At 54.5% G+C, this 17,817-nt stretch carries 12 protein-coding genes and 1 pseudogene; all 13 read right to left on the bottom strand.

Translation table 11 applies throughout. The features are described from left to right. Positions 1-26 precede the first annotated feature (26 nt). Positions 27-1,520, bottom strand: coding sequence for a group II intron reverse transcriptase/maturase (gene ltrA / locus AC3WOG_RS00065; RefSeq protein ID WP_492576057.1), 1,494 nt, complete (start codon positions 1,518-1,520; stop codon positions 27-29). 359 nt (positions 1,521-1,879) lie between these two features. Beyond that, positions 1,880-2,143, bottom strand: a pseudogene (locus tag AC3WOG_RS00060) (transposase); the annotation flags it as partial. Positions 2,144-2,384: 241 nt separating this feature from the next. Next, positions 2,385-2,753 (bottom strand): DNA sulfur modification protein DndE, encoded by a 369-nt coding sequence (dndE, locus tag AC3WOG_RS00055; protein WP_492576055.1) that lies wholly within the window; start codon positions 2,751-2,753, stop codon positions 2,385-2,387. Next, positions 2,743-4,776: a DNA sulfur modification protein DndD gene (dndD, locus tag AC3WOG_RS00050; protein WP_492576054.1), complete on the bottom strand. Its 2,034-nt coding sequence runs from the start codon at positions 4,774-4,776 to the stop codon at positions 2,743-2,745. Before dndD ends, dndE begins: the two co-directional genes overlap by 11 nt. Beyond that, on the bottom strand, positions 4,766-6,244 hold the full coding sequence (gene dndC / locus AC3WOG_RS00045; RefSeq protein WP_492576053.1) for a DNA phosphorothioation system sulfurtransferase DndC: 1,479 nt from the start codon (positions 6,242-6,244) through the stop codon (positions 4,766-4,768). The genes dndD and dndC overlap by 11 nt, the downstream gene beginning before the upstream one ends. 21 nt (positions 6,245-6,265) lie before the next feature. Further along, complete coding sequence (gene dndB / locus AC3WOG_RS00040; RefSeq protein WP_492576052.1) at positions 6,266-7,357, bottom strand: DNA sulfur modification protein DndB; 1,092 nt, start codon at positions 7,355-7,357, stop codon at positions 6,266-6,268. 371 nt (positions 7,358-7,728) lie between these two features. Then, positions 7,729-8,541 (bottom strand): IS5 family transposase, encoded by an 813-nt coding sequence (locus AC3WOG_RS00035; RefSeq protein ID WP_492576051.1) that lies wholly within the window; start codon positions 8,539-8,541, stop codon positions 7,729-7,731. Positions 8,542-8,739: 198 nt separating this feature from the next. After that, the gene (locus AC3WOG_RS00030; RefSeq protein ID WP_492576050.1) at positions 8,740-9,918 is read right to left on the bottom strand and encodes a hypothetical protein; all 1,179 of its coding nucleotides are present in this window, start codon (positions 9,916-9,918) and stop codon (positions 8,740-8,742) included. A gap of 42 nt (positions 9,919-9,960) precedes the next feature. Then, complete coding sequence (locus AC3WOG_RS00025) at positions 9,961-12,072, bottom strand: ParB N-terminal domain-containing protein (protein WP_492576049.1); 2,112 nt, start codon at positions 12,070-12,072, stop codon at positions 9,961-9,963. Between the two features lie 12 nt (positions 12,073-12,084). Further along, entirely contained in the window at positions 12,085-12,705 is a 621-nt protein-coding gene (locus tag AC3WOG_RS00020; protein WP_492576048.1) for a hypothetical protein, read from the bottom strand. A gap of 267 nt (positions 12,706-12,972) precedes the next feature. Then, positions 12,973-15,444, bottom strand: a complete 2,472-nt coding sequence (gene gyrB / locus AC3WOG_RS00015; protein ID WP_492576047.1) for a DNA topoisomerase (ATP-hydrolyzing) subunit B — start codon at positions 15,442-15,444, stop codon at positions 12,973-12,975. Between the two features lie 114 nt (positions 15,445-15,558). After that, entirely contained in the window at positions 15,559-16,662 is a 1,104-nt protein-coding gene (dnaN, locus tag AC3WOG_RS00010) for a DNA polymerase III subunit beta (protein WP_028197661.1), read from the bottom strand. Positions 16,663-16,881: 219 nt separating this feature from the next. After that, positions 16,882-17,817 (bottom strand): chromosomal replication initiator protein DnaA (gene dnaA, locus AC3WOG_RS00005; protein WP_492576046.1); only part of this gene is annotated, 936 nt, incomplete at its 5' end.

Here is a 17,817-nt window from a genome sequence, read left to right as displayed (position 1 = left end):
CCCGCACAGATCCGAACGTGCCCAATTCAGGCATTCGGCTCCCACCTCGGGTGATTGACGGCAAATCGGCGATCCGGCCATGCATGAAGAATCTGCGGTTGGGGTAGCCACTCGTCTGCCAGACGCTGGATACGCTGCCACGTCATCCCGTCCTTCTGGCTGCGCCGCCGAAGCGTCCGCCGCCAGATGTTCATGATGCCGTGCCTGAACGCGTGTAGCGCCCGGATATTGGTCGGGACCGCATGGTACGTAAAGTAGCCCCGAACGATCTGAGCAAGCCAGCGCCCTTGTGAGGCGATTGGCTCGTGCATCCGGCGGTGCATCTGCTCTTTAACCTGCTTGAGCTTCGCGCGAAGCCGGTCCTTGCGGCTCTTGCGTTTGAGCTGGAAAGCGCCATTGCGTGACCTGCCACTTATGTGGGTGAAACCCAGATAAGCAAACGTCTCCGGCTTCTCCATACCCTTACGCTTTCGCCGCTCGGCGGCATACCGACCAAATTCCAGCAGACGGGTTTTCTCCGGGTGCAGCGTGAGGTCGAATTCCTCCATGCGTTGCCGCAAGTCCTTCATCAGCAACAGCGCATCTGCTTCGTACTGGAAACCCACCACCGTATCGTCCGCGTAACGCGACACTATGACCGTGCCACGTGCCCGCTGACGCCGCCATCGCTCTATCCACAAATCAAACACGTAGTGCAGGTAGATATTGGCGAGTAGTGGGGAGATCACCGAACCCTGGGGTGTACCAGCCTGTACCGACATTAGCCGGCCATCATCCAGCACCCCGGCATCGAGCCATTTACCGATCAGGCGGATGACTCTTGGGTCCGCCACCCGATGCTTCACGAAACGGATCAGCCATTGCCGGTTGACGGTGTCGAAAAAGCTTCGGATGTCGGCATCCAGAATCCAGTTCGCAGGCCGCCACTGAATCGCTGCAGCCAATGCATCGAGCGCATCATGCTGGTTGCGACCCGGACGGAATCCGTACGAGAAGCCGAGGAAGTCTTCCTCATAAATGGCGTTCAGAACATCCACCATTACGCTCTGCACAAGCTTGTCTTCCAGTGCAGCCACACCCAACGGCCTGAGGCCTCCATCGCCCTTGGGTATGTACCGGCGCAGCACTGGCAGGGCACGGTAGCTCCCTGTGTGAACCCGCCTGTGCAGGTCCCGGAGATTGCTCTCCAGTCCTACTTCGTAGCTTTGCCACGTCACGCCGTCGACACCCGGCGTCGCCTTGCGTTTAAGCGCATAGAACGCATCGCTTAAACGCTCGACCGTGACGTGGTGTAGCAACGTCGTGAAGCGCATCTTCTTATGCTGCTTCGCCAACTGCCGTACGCGCTCCAGCCCCTGTGACACGCTTCCCCGGTTCTGCGCCCGGCACGTGTGAGTCTGATTCGCGTTCCCTTTGGTCCCCGCCCTTGGCTCCACCCACTCCGCAGCCGGTTTCCCGGCGTTGTTCGCAGGCTTCGTCGCTACTATGGCGGAGTCTGACTTCTCACGTCCGTACATCATCGGCTTCGGCTCCTCACCTTCCCGACGCGGGCCTGGCCAATGCTACTGAGCCAGGTCAGACGTGAGATCTCCCGGTTCCCGCGCAAGGCGCTTGCGTGCATGCCAGGTTCTACGACCACGCCGGATCGGCAGGCACTCGCGATGTCGCGCCCGCTCGTATTGCCTTCCGCGTACTGGAGCGCGTCGGCATCCGGGATATAAACCATTTCGTGGCTCCATGGCTGGCCTGCACATTCCCCTGCCGACGCTTCGCTGACCTCCTCACGGATGCCCGCGCACGGCTCGGGGGCGATGTGGCTCGCTATGCCTTCATCGTAGTGGACTCTCACCACCTACTCCTTGCCGGTCTCCCGGCGCACCCAGTACGGGTTCTCCACCCATTGCCAGACGACCTCTTCGTCCGACAGATCGAACGCATGCTGCAAATACAGCAGCCCCGCAATCAGGCGCGGCGAGCTCGCCGGTCGACCTTTGCTGGACACGAAGCTCTCGCTCATCAACACGCCCAGCCGATCCCAGTTGATCAGCTCGGCCAACCGCACCAGCGGATGCTTCAGGTTGATCTGTTCGCGCAGCGGTTGCCGGAAGGAATCTCCCTCCGTCACAGGCGTCTTCGGACCCATCGGCACCTCGTCGAAAAATGCAGGATTCTCGCGTTAATGTGCCAGGTTCCTGCAAATCTCACAACACCATTTCGGCCTCAAAGCTCCGTCGCACGCGCCCCTCCGGGATATTCAGGGCCGACGAAATAGGCTGGTCATCACTCCCGCTTGAGTGGCAATAGAAAGAACCCCGCAAGATGCGGGGTTCTCACAAAGCCCTATCAATATCGAGGGGCCTAAGTCTTCTAACGTTCTAACACGCCTACTGGTTCTCTGTCGCAGACAGTCCAGAGAACTCTATAAGCTCTAAGATGCTCTTTGACTTGCGCAGCCTATCGATGCCGTTCTCGATATGACTTGCTATCACGGTAGACACTGTCTTGGCGTCGAGTGCTCCGTGAACTTCGCGAAGCATACATTCGAACAAACTCGCGAATTCCCCATATAAAGTGGGCGCATTGAATTCGCTCCCACTTTGATCGACCTGTTTCAGGCCGCCGGCCGCACCGTCTTCAAGCGAGAGAATCAGTGCGATTCGGCATACGATGTTGGGTGTCAGTCCAGTTTTACCTCTGAGTGCCTTGAGCACATCGGTGGCCCCTTGCGAAATTCTTACGCGTTTAGGAAGCATGCGCAAACCCCTCGTCGTTCTTCCAAAAATATCCTTCTTCTACGTGCGTGGCACCTTCATCACCATCGAAAGACAGGTGGTAGGCATGAGAAATGGACTTCTGCAGTCCAAGGTAGAACGGCAGATCAACTTCCGTGTCAGTCGACAACAAAACGACCTGGTGGCTGGCGACCGGGAAGTAGGCTTCAACGAGTTTCGCTCGATGCTTGCTATCAAGTCGCCCCAACGGCGTATCAATGATGATTGGCAAGTTTCGACCCGACGCTTTGGCCAACGCTTCCAACATCGCTATGGCATAGATTTGCTTCTCGCCAGCCGACAGCCTCTTCTTCGGCACATCCCTCCCGGCGTGATCTAGGAGCGTTACAGAGAAGTCGTGTGCATCGATGCGAGCATCGTGCACGATGTCGTCCTTGCGTGAAAGTCTCCGGAAAGCGGACACGAAAAAGTGGCGCAATGTTTCGCATTTTTCTTGCGCGGCCATCGAGTTGAAGTCAACGATCATTGACTGCAACGCTTCCGCCACGACTTCGCCCTTTTCGACTCCGGCATCTTCGATAACGCGAGCCTCAAGCTTTTTCAGTTTTCGAACCAAATCGATACAAGCCCACGTTTTGCGACGAAGGTCCTCGATAAATACCCGTCTTTCAACCTCCAACTTTGCGACCACTGCCGCAGCCGCACTCATCGAATCAAACGCTTGGCGTATTGAATCTTCGGATGGCGCGTGTGCAAGCGTTGACTGTATTTGGTCTTCCTCACGCGCTATCGCAGTAGCGCGACCGTAATTCCCTACTACTTCCGCCGACGCAATCGGAGTTGCACGTGTAAGGGCCTCGGTTACTGATCTTGAATCACTTCCGGCAAGACCGTGCCGGACAACATTGGATTTTGTACTTTTCGACGGTGCAGGAGCAAGTTCCTTCGCCCAACTGTCAATGCACTTGATCAATTTTGACTGATTGGCTCGCAATCCATCTAACGTAGCGATACGCGCCTTCAGACTCTCTACGTGTTCAGTCACCGCCCTGGAGAGGGCCTGTTCTTCGAATGTCTTCTGTTCCAATTCAAGCGAGGCGAGAATTTTGGGCGCGGCTTTCTTTGCTAGTGAAAAAATCGCAATTCCACCAAGCTGCTCTCGAAGTCTGTCTTCCAAGGCAGTGCGTTCGGCCCGCAACAGGTCCAGTTTCGCTTCAAGTTCACCGCGATCCACAGCCCAAGCACCACCGTTAGTGGACAGGTCGATGCGCTTTTGCTCATAGTCGTTCCGTGCCGCGTCGAGCGCCGGCGTGAGCTCGTTAGTGAGTTGCCGCTCGCCTGCCTCTACTTCCGCATTTGTGGCGTCAAGTTTCGCTTGAAGCTCCATAAGCTCTTTGCGAATTTCGTTGTCGGCGCGATTTGCTCTTAAATTACGCAGGTACACGTTTAGATCGCTACTGAGGCGATCGGCCAAGTCGAGCCCGAGCAAACGGCGGATAGCATCGGCCAAAACTGCATCCGAGTCATCTTTTGCTAGCGCGGCTATCTTCTCACCGTCAAAGAAGAAGAATTGCGCGACACCCGCAGGGATCATCTGATTTAGAAACGCTTGCGCTTGCTCATCGACGAGCGGTTCATCAACTTGCCCTGTACGGAAAAGCTGCAGCTTTTCTTCAACCGAATTGCTTCCGCGCTCCTCCCAAGACCGCAAGATTTTGTATCGATCTTGCACTCCAAAGCGCGCGTAGACAAATTCCAAGCTGATCGACGCTCTATCAGCGCGTACCAGCGCATGCTTTGGGCGATGAATTAGCTCGCGCAAATATCTCTCATATTGCTTTTGCGTAGCACCGGATTCGGTTGACTGTCGACCATACAAGGCGAGACGAACGGCAGTAAGAAAGGTGGTCTTGCCAGCGCCGTTCAAACCACCGAAAAGGATCACCGGCTTCTTTGCGCCATAGCGCTTGCGGGGCGTCAGTTCAAAAACCTGCCGTCCACTATACGTTCCGACGTCTTCAAGAATAAGTCGCTCAAGCAACATCGCCGATCACCTTTCCTAATGTTTCATAGCGCTTGTGCAAGCTTTTCTCTTGCTCTTCCCTAGCTCGCACAGATGCACGCTTTTCGCGCTGACGGCCGACACTTGTTTCGGACGCGTCCCAGTCCCGCACTAGCAAATCCGAAAGTTTTTCCTGCAATTTTGACCGACGAGTCAAACCGCCCAAAGAGAGTTCAAGCTCGATTAGCTTCATGAACAACTCCTTTGGCAAACCGTGGGTTTCGCAAAGCGAAGCTACCAGCCGTTCCTCGTTCGCCGAGAAGACGAAATCGTCATTGACATCCCATTCGGGGCGATCGCCTATGACCTCTTCGTAGATGCGGGGCACGCAATCTTCCCAGTCCGGCTCATTGGGGTCCAGTCGCCATTGCACGCGAATTTGTTCCAACTCGGCGAGCGTAATTAGCTCAAAGCGCGGCCCAGGATTCTCGGCATCGATCAGCTTTTGCGTTTCCAAAAGCTGCCGCAACATCTCCTTGCGGAAGTCCAACTTGTAGGGACCGAGGACATGCTTGTCTTCGCCGGTAACCTTGTTGGTAATCACAGTCACCGTACCATCGCGTCGGCGGTTACTGCGGAATTTCGCCTTGTTTTCAGGACGCGTCGTGTTATACAAACCGTCCCGGAACTGCTTCAGTGGGATCATCCAGGTGTGGCCTGTTTCGATAAGGCCTTCCATCGCACGATCATGTTGCACGACTGTACAAACCCAGCACCCGAACCGCGAGTTCCCGCACGAGGGTGTGCTTTTGTCGATTACCAGTGGACACTCGCCTGCGTTCGAACCTTTGTACAAGTCGAATAGGGCTTGATGGTCGCCGCCCCAGGGAGCGTCTCCACTAAATAGGTATTCCCACACGTCGTCAGCCGACCATTGATCGATCGGCGTAAACACATACGCGTTTGGAAGGCTGGTATGCCGAGACAAACGTGAACCTTCGATTCGGTGTTTGCGCATTACTTGCGCCCGAGAGGAGCTTTCTTCCATCCGCGAGCCGAGAACAACCACCACCTCGCCATAAGCGGCAACTTTGCTTCGAATGAACTCGCTGACCGGATCAATTTTCATGCGCTCAGTGCACCAGCGAAATTGTCTTGTCGGCGCCGGGTACCCTCGCCCAATCAAATTGACCCAGAACGTCTCGTCCGCTTTGGGCGTCACGGGAGGTGCAACAGTAATAGGCAGCCCGTATTTGAGAGCTGCTTTGCCCATCTTGTCCATAGTCTCTTGTATGAGAGTAACGACAAGCGGGGTCTCTACTAATGTATCGGACGAAACTACAAAGACTGGCTTTACCCGCTCTGCTTTGGGCAAGGACATCAATGCTTCAAATACCAAGCGCGTGACAACGGTCGAATCTTTCCCGCCGCTGTAGCCAATCACCCAAGGGCGGTTGTCGCTCTTATAGATGCGTAGAATGTCTTCTCGCGATAGTGGGAGATGTTCCATCAAATATCCTTGTACTTTGCGTTATTGCTGAGACGCTAATGAGTTTTCCAGCAACAACTCTTCCTCGGTCAGTTCGAGCCCAAGCTTCTGCTTAAGTAGGTTTGCAGTGAGCTGCAGGTTGACGGTGGCTTTGCTTATTCGACCGTGAGTCATGGCGCGGCCTTCCCATATATCGGTGCTTGCTCGTGACCAGTCTATCTTTCGCAATTGCTTGAGTGCTATTCGCCAGCTTTTCGGGTTCTTCGATAGTAGTGCTGCGCCAGCAATTCCAATTGCCTGCATTCCGACTCCATGTGCATGAATGAACTCTTGGCGCAGCTCGGCGCTTGAGACCTTGCGCGCCCGTGCACGGCCCCAATCTGGAATCTGTTCAGCCACAGCCTCCCAAAACTCCTTCGCAAGGAGGCGCTCTTCCGGAGTAACGCCTTCTCGCGCTTGTTTTCGTAACAGCGCTCGGTTTGCGTGCTTGATACTGCTTAGTGTGAACAATTTGGTCGAGCGATTGGAGATAGTGGATTTCTCCATTTCGGTCAGCCCCTTAAACGTGGTGCATTCGGACGCGAGATATCTTGCAAGGTCTGAACCAGGGTCTCGGTGGTCGTACAGCGTAGATAGTGAATAGCTCGGCCTGACCGCGTACTTATTAAGATCGGCGAACATTTGCTGACTGCGTGCCAGACTTTCATCCACAAAGAATAGAACCGGAATGTTGTCTTGGCCCAATTCCGGGCGGTCTTTGATCGCTTCCTCGATTGCCGCACGACGATGTTGGCCATCGTTAATCAAAATACGGGCGTCCATAGGGATTTGGAGTAGCCCAAGCGAGGTCTGCTTACCTAGCTCTGATGGAAGAAACTGTACCTTTGCATCGACAGACGCGGTCAGAGCCGAAAGGATGTAGCCGGTGGGATTAGCCACCAGATAGCGAGAAATCTCCGGAACCCGGGCCCTGTTCAACGTCCGCTGGGCGCGGAGTTCAGGTGGAACCTCTTCCTCATCAAATACGAATAGCCTGGGGATCATTCGCAGCGGGCACATGGCAATGTAAAAAGTGTGGCCCGCCTGCCGACCTTGAACTGCCGGAAACGTATGGAAGTATCCTTGGTCGTCCATGGCGTGTTGTTAGTACCTTAGGAAGTGATTTATTATAACTTCCACCCAGGTGTGTTGCAACGCTTGACGAGCCCGTCACGAAAATGGCGCGATGCAGCATCCGGGCTCGTGCTAGCGCGACATCGGAGGCTGCGTAGCCGTTACGTCGAGGCAACGGCTCACCGTCGCTTGCTTCAACAGCAATCGCCGCGGGTTGGAAATGCGGCAGCAAACGATGCACGAGGAAGGAGTGAGGAAGCCGTACGAGTCCGGTCTTCCTTATAAACGGCGCGCGTAAGGACTGTTACAGGGCTGGGACGCGGATATCAGCAGAAACTCCGAGAGCTGCAATTTGACGGCTGCATCTTTTTTGATCCGCGCGCTAGAGCGTGTTAGGCACTTTGAAGAACTGGCACCGCGTGAACGAGCATAAGCATTGCGAAGACCACGAAATGAAGTCCGGCAAGCGTTTCGGGTAGTCGTTCGTAATCACGTGCGAGGCGGCGGAAGCGGTTGAGCCAGCCAAAGCTGCGCTCGACCACCCACCGCCGGGGCAGCAGTACAAAGCCCTTTTTCGCCTCCTCCAGTTTGATCACCTGCAGTTCAATGCCTTCATCGAGTGCGGCCTGCGCTGGCTCTTTGCCCGTGTATCCCTGATCGGCAAATGCCACCTTGACCGTGTGTCCCGTTACCTGCTGGACCTGACGTGCAAGCTCTGCTACCTGTGCACGCTCCTGTTCATTGGCCGGTGTCACATGTACCGCCAGCAACTGTCCTAGGGTGTCCACCGCAATGTGCACCTTGCTGCCGCGCTTGCGCTTATAACCATCATAGCCCGCACGCGGGCCGCTCTCGCAGGTCGACTGTATCGTGCGGCCATCCAGAATGACGGCGCTGGGCTGTCCCTGCCGTCCCTGTGCCACGCGTATCACCGAACGCAAGTCGCTGACCATGTGCTCAAAACAGCCTGCCTGTAACCAGCGTTGGGTCTGCTGATACACCAGCTCCCACGGTGGGAAATCATTGGGCAGCATCCTCCAGGGCGCGCCGGCCCGAGCCATCCAGCGCAATGCATCAAACATGTCGCGCAGTTCGTATTTGCGCTGCGGCGCAGTGACGTCCATCAGCGTCAGATACGGTGCCGCGAAGCTCCATTCTTCGTCGGATACATCGCCCGGATACCCTTTGCGGTCTGCTCTTTTCATCCCGCCAGGATACCAGGTCTCACACAAAGTGCCTAACACGCTCTAACGAAACGCACGATATCGAAGGCGAAATCGCTATGCAGCAGGAAGGTCGGCAAACAAGCAGATTCCGCGAACTTCGGACTTGACTACTGTATATGCCTTAGTCTGAGATAGGTGTATTCCGTTGGGTACACCTATTCGTCGCTTAAATCAGATTTAATTGAGAGTATCGACGATCCGATCAAATGCACGCCCGGCAAAGTCTTCGGGCTTTGCAGCTTGTGATGCCTGCCCTTGAAGCGAAATTAGTCCATGGACGACACGCTGGGGGTCTTTTGTGAGTCGACCAATGAGATAGGCGAAATCCTCAACACATTGCAGGCACTCCTTCGCTACCGATTGACTGGGGTGCTGAACACCATGAGTCAAAACAATTTTGTTCCTAACAAAGATCGTATCGTTCACTCGATGTATGATATCTTTCATTTCGACCGGAATATGATTTTTAATATTATCTAGAACCGAATCCCAAATTTTAAAAATCCCCTCCGGCGAGCCCCCCGAAGTCATTTTAAGACCGTATCGCTCATCTATAGTCATCGTACCCATATTCAAGGACCATAGTGTCAGACAGCAATCTAAAGCGCGAACTGAGCAACATACGCTCGCAGCATAGGATCCGTCTGCCAAACAGAACGCAGCCATTCCGAGAAAATACGCAGCAAGCCACGAAAAAAAATGGCACCACCTCTTGGCATAAACGTCGCCCAGACAGCGTTTACAAAGTTGCTCACCGATGCTTAAAAATTCGAGCTGTGGAGCAATCTGCTTTTCTAGCGATTTGTTAGCAGCAGATATTTTTCGCGTATGATTAATTAATTCGGCAATGAAAGTTTTCCAGTCTGCCAGATTCTTCAGGTCCGCTAACTCAGCAATTTTTTCGGACCGGGGATGGCTGTAAAATGATATTTTGAGTTCTAAAAGAATTATGAATAGGCGAAGCTCCTCGGCGACGGGTGCTGCATATTCGCTGAGTCCTTGTTGCGCCCACGCTCTAGTGGCTCTCAATAGAGTAAGGCTTTGACGACTTCCAGCGTACGAGTAAGAGGTTTCTGCGAACAAAGAAAGGCCCGCTGCTAGATATTCGAATGGATATTCGTGCACGTCCAGCTTTTCAGTAATTCGAATTGCAGCTGAAGTATCCAATTTTCCTCTGAAAGCCAGGCACGCCACAACAGCAAAGATGTCCTGGACCCGACTGTGATGATAGGATTTGACCCAGTATATTTTCGTCGAAATCGATGGCGCGACGGAGAAGGGTTTCCTGTCTGAAAAGACAATCGCACTCGAGAACTTCCTTGCAGAAAGTTCTGCAAGGAGTAGTTCCTCATCCATCTGCGCATCACCGCACGAAGTTATATCAGCAACAAGCATTTTTCAGATACCGTTTTGCTCTTCTTCGCTCTCTTCCTCTTCTAGTAGGGAGACGGAAATTATTTCACTTTGATAGTTCAGTAAAAGTTTCAAATCGAGCAAGGCATTATTCAGTTCCGATTGGACATGGGTTTCGACACGTTTTTCGAATTCTTGCGTTGCCTGAAGAAGATCCGGTTTAGCTGCCAACCCAGCGCGGACGGCAAGCTTAACGTCATTTTTCTTCTTCTCGGATTTAGCGAGATCCTCGCGTTCGGCTTGAGCAATCGAAAAATCTTGACCATAGTTTGCAACGAAATCGGCAATGCGCTCTCGGCGCAAGTGGCCCGCGAATGCTGTGGCCGCATCTAAGCCGACAGTCACAAGCTGCTTTTTTAGATCGGTATTCTCAATCGCCCCGAGATCAAGCAAAAATTTATCAGCGACCGCTTCATCTCCAAGCCCGGCGGTAATCAAGTTTCCAAGAGCCTTGCGCGTCCCCTCAGTCGGCCGAATATTGCGTGCCTTAAAAACTGAATACGACATATAGCTCCGCTCCATATCAAAAAGACCTCGTTTTTTCTGCAGAGCAGAATTTACAAGTCCAATGTAAGCGGAAGTAATAGCTCGAATATCGAACTCGTCGTTCGAACGAAGAAGTTGCACGAAATGAAGCCATCGACCGATGAAAGCACTCTGGAATACCCCATACCTAATAATTACGTTGATTCCGGATTCATATTTTTGCGTTATTTCGCGGAAAAATTGCTTTTCCTTAGCGTCAAATTCTACGTTGCCTTCTTCCAACGGCTTATAATCAAGCAGGTGTTTTAGAACAGCAGCGCTTGACTCAAATCCAGGCTCGTGATTCGCGACGATTTTCCTATAGCGATCAACAGTCTCCTCGAGAATTTTACGCGCAGTCACGAATTCTTCGGTTTCAAAGAAAAGGCGTAATACTCCCTCCTTAATCACCAAATCACGTATCTGTTTTTCGAGCACCAACCGTTGATTTGGGGAAAAACGATCGTATTGGACTGGTTGAGGATAATCGTAATCGGCATCTTTTGGATAGAGCGTGGATTCGATAGAAACCAAATCCAAGAGATATCGCAATAGTCCTGAATTTGCTTTTCCCGACAACGATTTCTTTAGCGCCGCCTCTATGACGCCGATACTCGTTAGTGAGTAAGGTCGTCGTATTTGAGTTGCATCTTTGGGATTGCGCACATTCCATTCGACAGCCGCCAGGCCTATATCGCCAAATTTTTCAAGTACTTGCTCGCAAAATATTCTGGCTGACAACTTGCCGACGTCCGAGTCGGCGAGCAACGTACTGAAGTGGCCGCCGACCGCAACTGCATTTTTATTAACGTCCACAAACAATTGACGGAACACTTCATAGACCGGCCTAAAATTTTCAGGTGCGGTTTCTTCGATCTGCTTCGTGGAATTTGGCGACCATACGAAACAGACGGGCACGCTAATTTTCGAAATAACTTCCTTCTTGTGTTCGGCAAGCAGCAATAATGCACTTAATCGATGCTGGCCATCAAAAACAACCAGGCGCACGCCTTCCGAATCGCCTAACTCGGCAGATTGCCGAACATCGATTTTGACTGGTGAAACAATATCTACGAAAACTTGCCGTCCGTCGTCAGTGGTGTAGGTTTTTCCGGCGTCGGCACCAAAATATGAAACGCGCAAGGAGGTGCCCCACGCCCGTTGTAAATATTCCCCCTCCTCGCCTTCAATCGTACCGAATGAGACGGTGGCATCCGGAAGATAGCGGAGAATGGTGTCAGCCGTGGTGGGGATAACTGCAACAAGCAAGGGTGGGAAGAAGGTTGGGCGTGAAAGAAGTTCCCCACTCGTCGAGCTATCGTTGTCCGGGCTCAGGTATTTCATGATTTGTGACTTAACGCGTCCTTCGTCAATGTCACGCTGCATCATGAGCTCGAAGTCTCGTTTTTCTGGATTAATATCGCGCGCAAGAGCGAGCGCCGACAGGTCTTCTATCGAAAGCGATGTTTGGAGGTATTCAACGGGCAGTGATTTTTGAGTCTCGAATGTTCCGAACACGCCCCACTTTCCAAAAGTGAACTGTCGTTTTGCTTTAGGTCTATTAATTTTCATTAATGCTCCGAATTATCGAATGCTCAAAATAGGGGTAGTCATCGCCTGAAGGTGTCTTTCCAAAGTCGGCAAAACGACCACTTCATCCACCATGCCCTGGAAAGGGATGCAAGTGAACATTACGTCGTCCCACTCAACACCTAACGCCAGCAATCGCCCGCCAAAGGTATTGCTATCTACGGCCGAATGGTAGTCCGCCTGATGTTGCTCATAGCGCTCACGAAGATTCTGCTTTTGAGTAATTCCGACATAAACAGGAGGATTTAGCATGAACGACGCATGCAAAACACCTGCGTAATTGCGGACGGTATCGAGGGGTATTGAAGCTGCCTGACTTTCGAGAAAGGCCGGTGGTATAGGCGACGCTTTTATACTAAATGACCTCGTGAGATGAGGGTGTTTCTCACGCTCGGCGACCGTTCCGATGAGCTCCATGGAGTTTAAGATTTTAGCTTGCCGATCGCAACGATCCACTAGGGTGGCCCTTGCTTGAGTCAGACGTTCGACTGTCCATGGACCTTTTCCCGATAGCCCGATCTTGGCAGGCGAAACGAGGTCAAGAAAGAACGCATAGATGCCCTGAGTTCTCGGTATATCCTTCGCGCCGGATGCGGGATAGCTTGAAATCGACATGATTTGTACGCAAAGTTGGCGAGCAGGGACTTATTGACTCGCGCTATCTTATATCGCAAAGCAAACGTCTTCGACTTTACCAACGATTCTTTTTGTCCGCTTCTCATTGATAGCGCGCCGAGATACCAGCAGACTTCGCGGCTAACGCGGGGAGCAAGACAGCCAATTGAAAGCGAGCCTCTGCCGTTCTACACGGCAGAGGCTCGGCAATAGGACCGTCGTTCAACACCAGCTATTTCGTGACCAATGTCGTCGTTTGAATGTAAATCAGACGTCGATATTCCCCGCTCGAAGGGCATTGGATTCAATGAACGCTCTGCGCGGTTCAACTTCATCGCCCATGAGCGTAGTGAAAATCCCATCCGCCGCAATCGCATCCTCGATCTGAACTCGCAGCAAACGCCGAACCGCTGGGTCCATCGTCGTTTCCCAAAGCTGCTCAGGATTCATCTCGCCCAAGCCTTTGTATCGCTGCTTCGAAATATTGCGCTCAGCATCGGCAATCAGCCACTTCATCGCGCTCTTGAAGTCGGTAACGGCCATGCTCCGCTCGCCACGCTTGATGACCGCCCCCGGTCCAATCAAGCCTTTGAATGTATCTGCCGTGTTGATGAGCTGTCGATAGTCAGCGGTCAGCTGAAATTCCTGGTCAAACACCGACACCTTCTGGTTGCCATGATGCGTGCGCGAAATGTGCAGCGAACGGAGCTCGCGCACTTCGTCATACCTAGTCGTCACACGAACGTCCGGTTTCAACGGATCGTCACGCAGCTTCGCCTCCAGTGCCTTCGCAGAAGCTTCTGCTGCTTCTTCGCTCGACAGGTCGATCACTATTCCGTCCATTATCGCTTCAAGCGCCCCAGCATCGTACAGTCGGCTCAACCGGTCAACGACCGCCTGCGACAACAGGTACGACCTTGCCAAACTGCCCAACGCATCGCCCGTGATCGGCGTAGCATTTTCGGCCGGCACGAGCTCTGACCCATTGAGCGCCAACTTCAGCATGTGAGCGTTCAGCTCAGACGCGTCCTTCAGATACCGTTCGTCTTTCCCCGCCTTGATCTTGTAGAGAGGCGGTTGAGCGATATAAATGAAGCCGCGCTCAATCATCTCAGGCATTTGCCGGTAGAAGAAAGTCAGGAGCAGCGTGCGAATGTGCGCACCATCAACGTCCGCGTCGGTCATGATGATGATCCGGTGGTAGCGCAGCTTATCGACGTTGTAGTCTTCCTTACCAAAGCCGCAACCCAATGCAGTAATCAGCGTCACAATCTGCTCCGAAGAAAGCAGCTTGTCATACCGCGCCTTCTCGACGTTAAGCACCTTGCCGCGCAGGGGCAAGATCGCCTGAAACTTCCGGTCACGCCCCTGCTTCGCCGAGCCACCTGCCGAATCGCCCTCGACGATATAAATCTCCGACTTCGCCGGGTCCTTCTCCTGGCAATCCGCCAGCTTCCCAGGCAAGCCGACGCCATCCAGAACGCCCTTACGACGCGTCATCTCACGCGCCTTCCGAGCCGCATCCCGCGCCCGCGCCGCATCAACGATCTTGCCGCAAATGATCTTCGCGTCGTTCGGCGTTTCCAGAAGGAATTCTTCGAGCGCCTTCGCGACCACATCCTCCACCGGCGCGCGCACTTCCGACGACACCAGCTTGTCCTTGGTCTGCGCGCTGAACTTCGGCTCGGGCACTTTCACCGACAGCACGCACGAGAGCCCTTCGCGCATGTCGTCGCCGGACGTCTCGACCTTCGCTTTCTTCGCGACTTCGTGATCGTTGATGTACTTGTTCAACACGCGCGTCATCGCCGCACGCAACCCGGTCAGGTGGGTGCCGCCGTCGCGCTGCGGAATGTTGTTCGTGAAGCACAGCACGTTTTCGTTGTAGCTGTCGTTCCACTGCATCGCCACTTCCACGCCCACGCCGTCCTTCTCGCCGCTGATGTGGAAAATGTTCGGGTGCAGCACGGCCTTGTTCTTGTTGATGTACTCGACAAAACCCTTCACGCCGCCCACAAACGCAAAATCTTCTTCCTTGCCCGTGCGCTGGTCGGTCAGCTTGATGCGCACGCCGTTATTCAGGAACGACAGTTCGCGAATCCGCTTGGCCAGAATGTCGTAGTGATATTCGACATTGCCGAAGATCGTTTCGTCAGCCAGGAAGTGCACTTCGGTACCGCGGTTTTCGGTGTCGCCGATCACCTGAATCGGCGAGACAGCCACGCCGTCGACCTCTTCGAGCACGCGGTTCTGCGGCACGCCACGGTGGAATTCCATGAAGTGCTTCTTGCCGTCGCGGCGAATCGTGAGGCGCAGCCACGCCGACAGCGCGTTCACGCACGACACGCCCACGCCGTGCAGGCCGCCGGACACCTTGTAGCTGTTCTGGTCGAACTTGCCGCCGGCGTGCAGCTCGGTCATCACGATTTCAGCGGCGCTGCGCTTCGGATCGTGCTTGTCGTCCATCTTCAGGCCGGTCGGCACACCGCGGCCGTTGTCGGTGATCGAAATCGAGTTGTCCGCGTGGATGATCACCTGGATATCGTTGCAGTGCCCGGCCAACGCTTCGTCGATCGAGTTGTCCAGCACTTCGAATACGAGGTGATGCAGACCGGTCCCGTCCGATGTATCCCCGATGTACATCCCGGGACGCTTGCGCACCGCCTCCAGACCTTCAAGGATCTGAATCGACGAGGCGCCGTAGCTGTTATCGGGTTGCGAATTGTTCAGTTCAGTCATGGATTTTTTCCGGTTCTGCGTTACTGCAAGGTTGCTGCTCGGGACTTTTCAAAACACCATAAAAACGCCAAAGGGGCGCTGCGCCCCTTGGTGTGTTCTTCGTTTTTGGACGCGTTAGATGCGCATCGGCATCACGACGTATTTGAATTCGTCGTTCTCGGGAATCGTGATCAACGCGCTGGAGCTGGCGTCGCCAAGGCTCACTTGCAACATGTCGACCTTCAGGTTCGCGAGCACGTCGAGCAGATACGTGACGTTGAACCCGATATCGACGCTGTCGCCGTCGTACGCGATTTCCAGTTCTTCTTGCGCCTCTTCCTGATCGGCGTTGGTCGACATGATCTTCAACTGGCCCGGCTCGATGATGCAGCGCACGCCCTTGAATTTGTCCGACGTCAGAATCGCGGCGCGTTGCAGCGAGCGCTGCAGTTCTTCACGGCCGATCACGAACTGATTCTTGTGCGACTTCGGAATCACGCGCTGGAAGTCGGGGAATTTGCCTTCCACCAGCTTCGACACCAATTCGACCTGGCCGAAGGTGAACTTCACCTGCGTCGGCGCGATGTCGATCTTCAGCGTGTCGTCGATGTCTTCCAGCAGACGCTGCAGTTCCAGAATCGTCTTGCGCGGAATGATCACTTCCTGGCGCGCGAACGAGCCTTCAATCTTCATCGACGAGAACGCCAGACGGTGGCCGTCCGTTGCGACTGCCATCAGCTGGTCGCCGTCTACCACCAGCAGCATGCCGTTCAGGTAGTAGCGGATGTCCTGCTGGGCCATCGAGAAATGGACCATGCCGAGCAACTGACGGAACGTCTTCTGGGGAACCACCAGGTTCGCGCCGTAGTCTTTAGCCTGAGCGACGGTCGGGAACTCGTCGGCCGCCAGCGTTTGCAGCGCAAAGCGGCTCTTGCCGGATTGCACGGTCAAACGCTTGTCGTTCAGGGTCAGCGTAACTTGCCCGTCGGGCATCGCGCGCAGAATGTCGAGGAGCTTTCTTGCTGCCACCGTGGTCGCGACTGAATCGCCGCCCACGCCGAAATCGGCACGCGTGGTGATCTGCAACTCGAGGTCGGTCGACAGGAACGACACATCAGGGCCGTTCTTGGTAATCAGCAAATTGGCGAGGATCGGCAACGTATGGCGGCGTTCGACGATGCCGCTCACAGTTTGCAGCGGCCTGAGGAGGTTATCGCGTTCGGTCTTGACCAGTTGCATAGAGTTCCTTCGTTGATATGACGGCCTGCGCGCCTTGCCAGGCAGCTTTCCAGCACGCAGCCGTGGCCCCCCGCCGGCGCCACGCAGCGCCTGTCACGGCGTGAAATCCGCCCGCGGCCGCCGGGCGGTTAAACCTGTATTGTGCCTGAAAACGGAACCGCCCCACTAAAATGGGGGCGAGTTTAGAAATAAACAGGTCGATTTTTCGGTCCAGCCTGCTTAACCCTTCAGCGTTTGCTCCAGCACGTGCAGTTCGTGGTTCAGCTGGGCATCCGTGCCGCGCTCGGCAGCGATCTTGCGCACCGCGTGCAACACGGTGGTGTGGTCGCGCCCGCCGAACAGTTCGCCGATTTCCGGCAAACTTTTCTGCGTCAGTTCCTTCGCCAGATACATCGCGATCTGCCGCGGCCGCGCGATGTTCGCCGGACGCTTCTTCGAATACATATCCGCGACCTTGATGCTGTAGAAGTCGGCGACGGTCTTCTGGATGTTTTCCACCGAAATCTGGCGGTTCTGCACCGTCAGCAGGTCCTTCAGCGCTTCTTTCGTCAGTTCAATCGAGATTTCGCGGCCGTGGAACTTCGAGTACGCGAGGATCTTGCGCAGCGCGCCTTCGAGTTCACGCACGTTCGAGCGCAAGTGCTTGGCGACGAAAAACGCGACGTCCTCGTTCAGGCTCACGAACTCCGATTGCGCCTTGCGCATCAGAATCGCGACGCGCATTTCCAGCTCGGGCGGCTCGATCGCCACCGTCAGGCCGGAGTCGAAGCGCGAGATCAGGCGATCGTCGATGCCGGAGATTTCCTTCGGATACGTGTCGCTGGTGATGATCACCTGCGCCTTGTTCGCGACCAGCGCCTCGAACGCGTAGAAGAATTCCTCTTGCGTGCGTGACTTGCCGGAGAAGAACTGAATATCGTCGATCAGCAGCAGGTCGAGCGAGTGGTAGTAGCGCTTGAAGTCGTCGAACGCCTTGCGCTGGTAGGCCTTCACCACGTCGGACACATATTGTTCCGCGTGGATGTAGCGAATCCGCGCGCCGGCCTTGTCCATCAGAAGCTGGTTGCCGATCGCGTGGATCAGGTGGGTCTTGCCCAGACCCACACCGCCGTACAGAAACAGCGGGTTGTACGAGATGCCCGGGTTGTCCGCGAC

The organism is Paraburkholderia sp. FW306-02-B (assembly GCF_058782725.1).
This window is presented reverse-complemented; position numbering and strand designations above follow the sequence as displayed.

What these genes read in the sequence shown, in the direction of transcription:
- AC3WOG_RS00025 (WP_492576049.1), bottom strand. Translation starts at nt 12,072, where the DNA reads ATGAAAATTAATAGACCTAAAGCAAAACGACAGTTCACTTTTGGAAAG.
- AC3WOG_RS00035 (WP_492576051.1), bottom strand. Translation starts at nt 8,541, where the DNA reads ATGAAAAGAGCAGACCGCAAAGGGTATCCGGGCGATGTATCCGACGAA.
- gyrB (WP_492576047.1), bottom strand. Translation starts at nt 15,444, where the DNA reads ATGACTGAACTGAACAATTCGCAACCCGATAACAGCTACGGCGCCTCG.
- AC3WOG_RS00020 (WP_492576048.1), bottom strand. Translation starts at nt 12,705, where the DNA reads ATGTCGATTTCAAGCTATCCCGCATCCGGCGCGAAGGATATACCGAGA.
- AC3WOG_RS00030 (WP_492576050.1), bottom strand. Translation starts at nt 9,918, where the DNA reads ATGGATGAGGAACTACTCCTTGCAGAACTTTCTGCAAGGAAGTTCTCG.
- dnaN (WP_028197661.1), bottom strand. Translation starts at nt 16,662, where the DNA reads ATGCAACTGGTCAAGACCGAACGCGATAACCTCCTCAGGCCGCTGCAA.
- dndD (WP_492576054.1), bottom strand. Translation starts at nt 4,776, where the DNA reads ATGTTGCTTGAGCGACTTATTCTTGAAGACGTCGGAACGTATAGTGGA.
- dndC (WP_492576053.1), bottom strand. Translation starts at nt 6,244, where the DNA reads ATGGAACATCTCCCACTATCGCGAGAAGACATTCTACGCATCTATAAG.
- dndB (WP_492576052.1), bottom strand. Translation starts at nt 7,357, where the DNA reads ATGGACGACCAAGGATACTTCCATACGTTTCCGGCAGTTCAAGGTCGG.
- ltrA (WP_492576057.1), bottom strand. Translation starts at nt 1,520, where the DNA reads ATGATGTACGGACGTGAGAAGTCAGACTCCGCCATAGTAGCGACGAAG.
- dndE (WP_492576055.1), bottom strand. Translation starts at nt 2,753, where the DNA reads ATGCTTCCTAAACGCGTAAGAATTTCGCAAGGGGCCACCGATGTGCTC.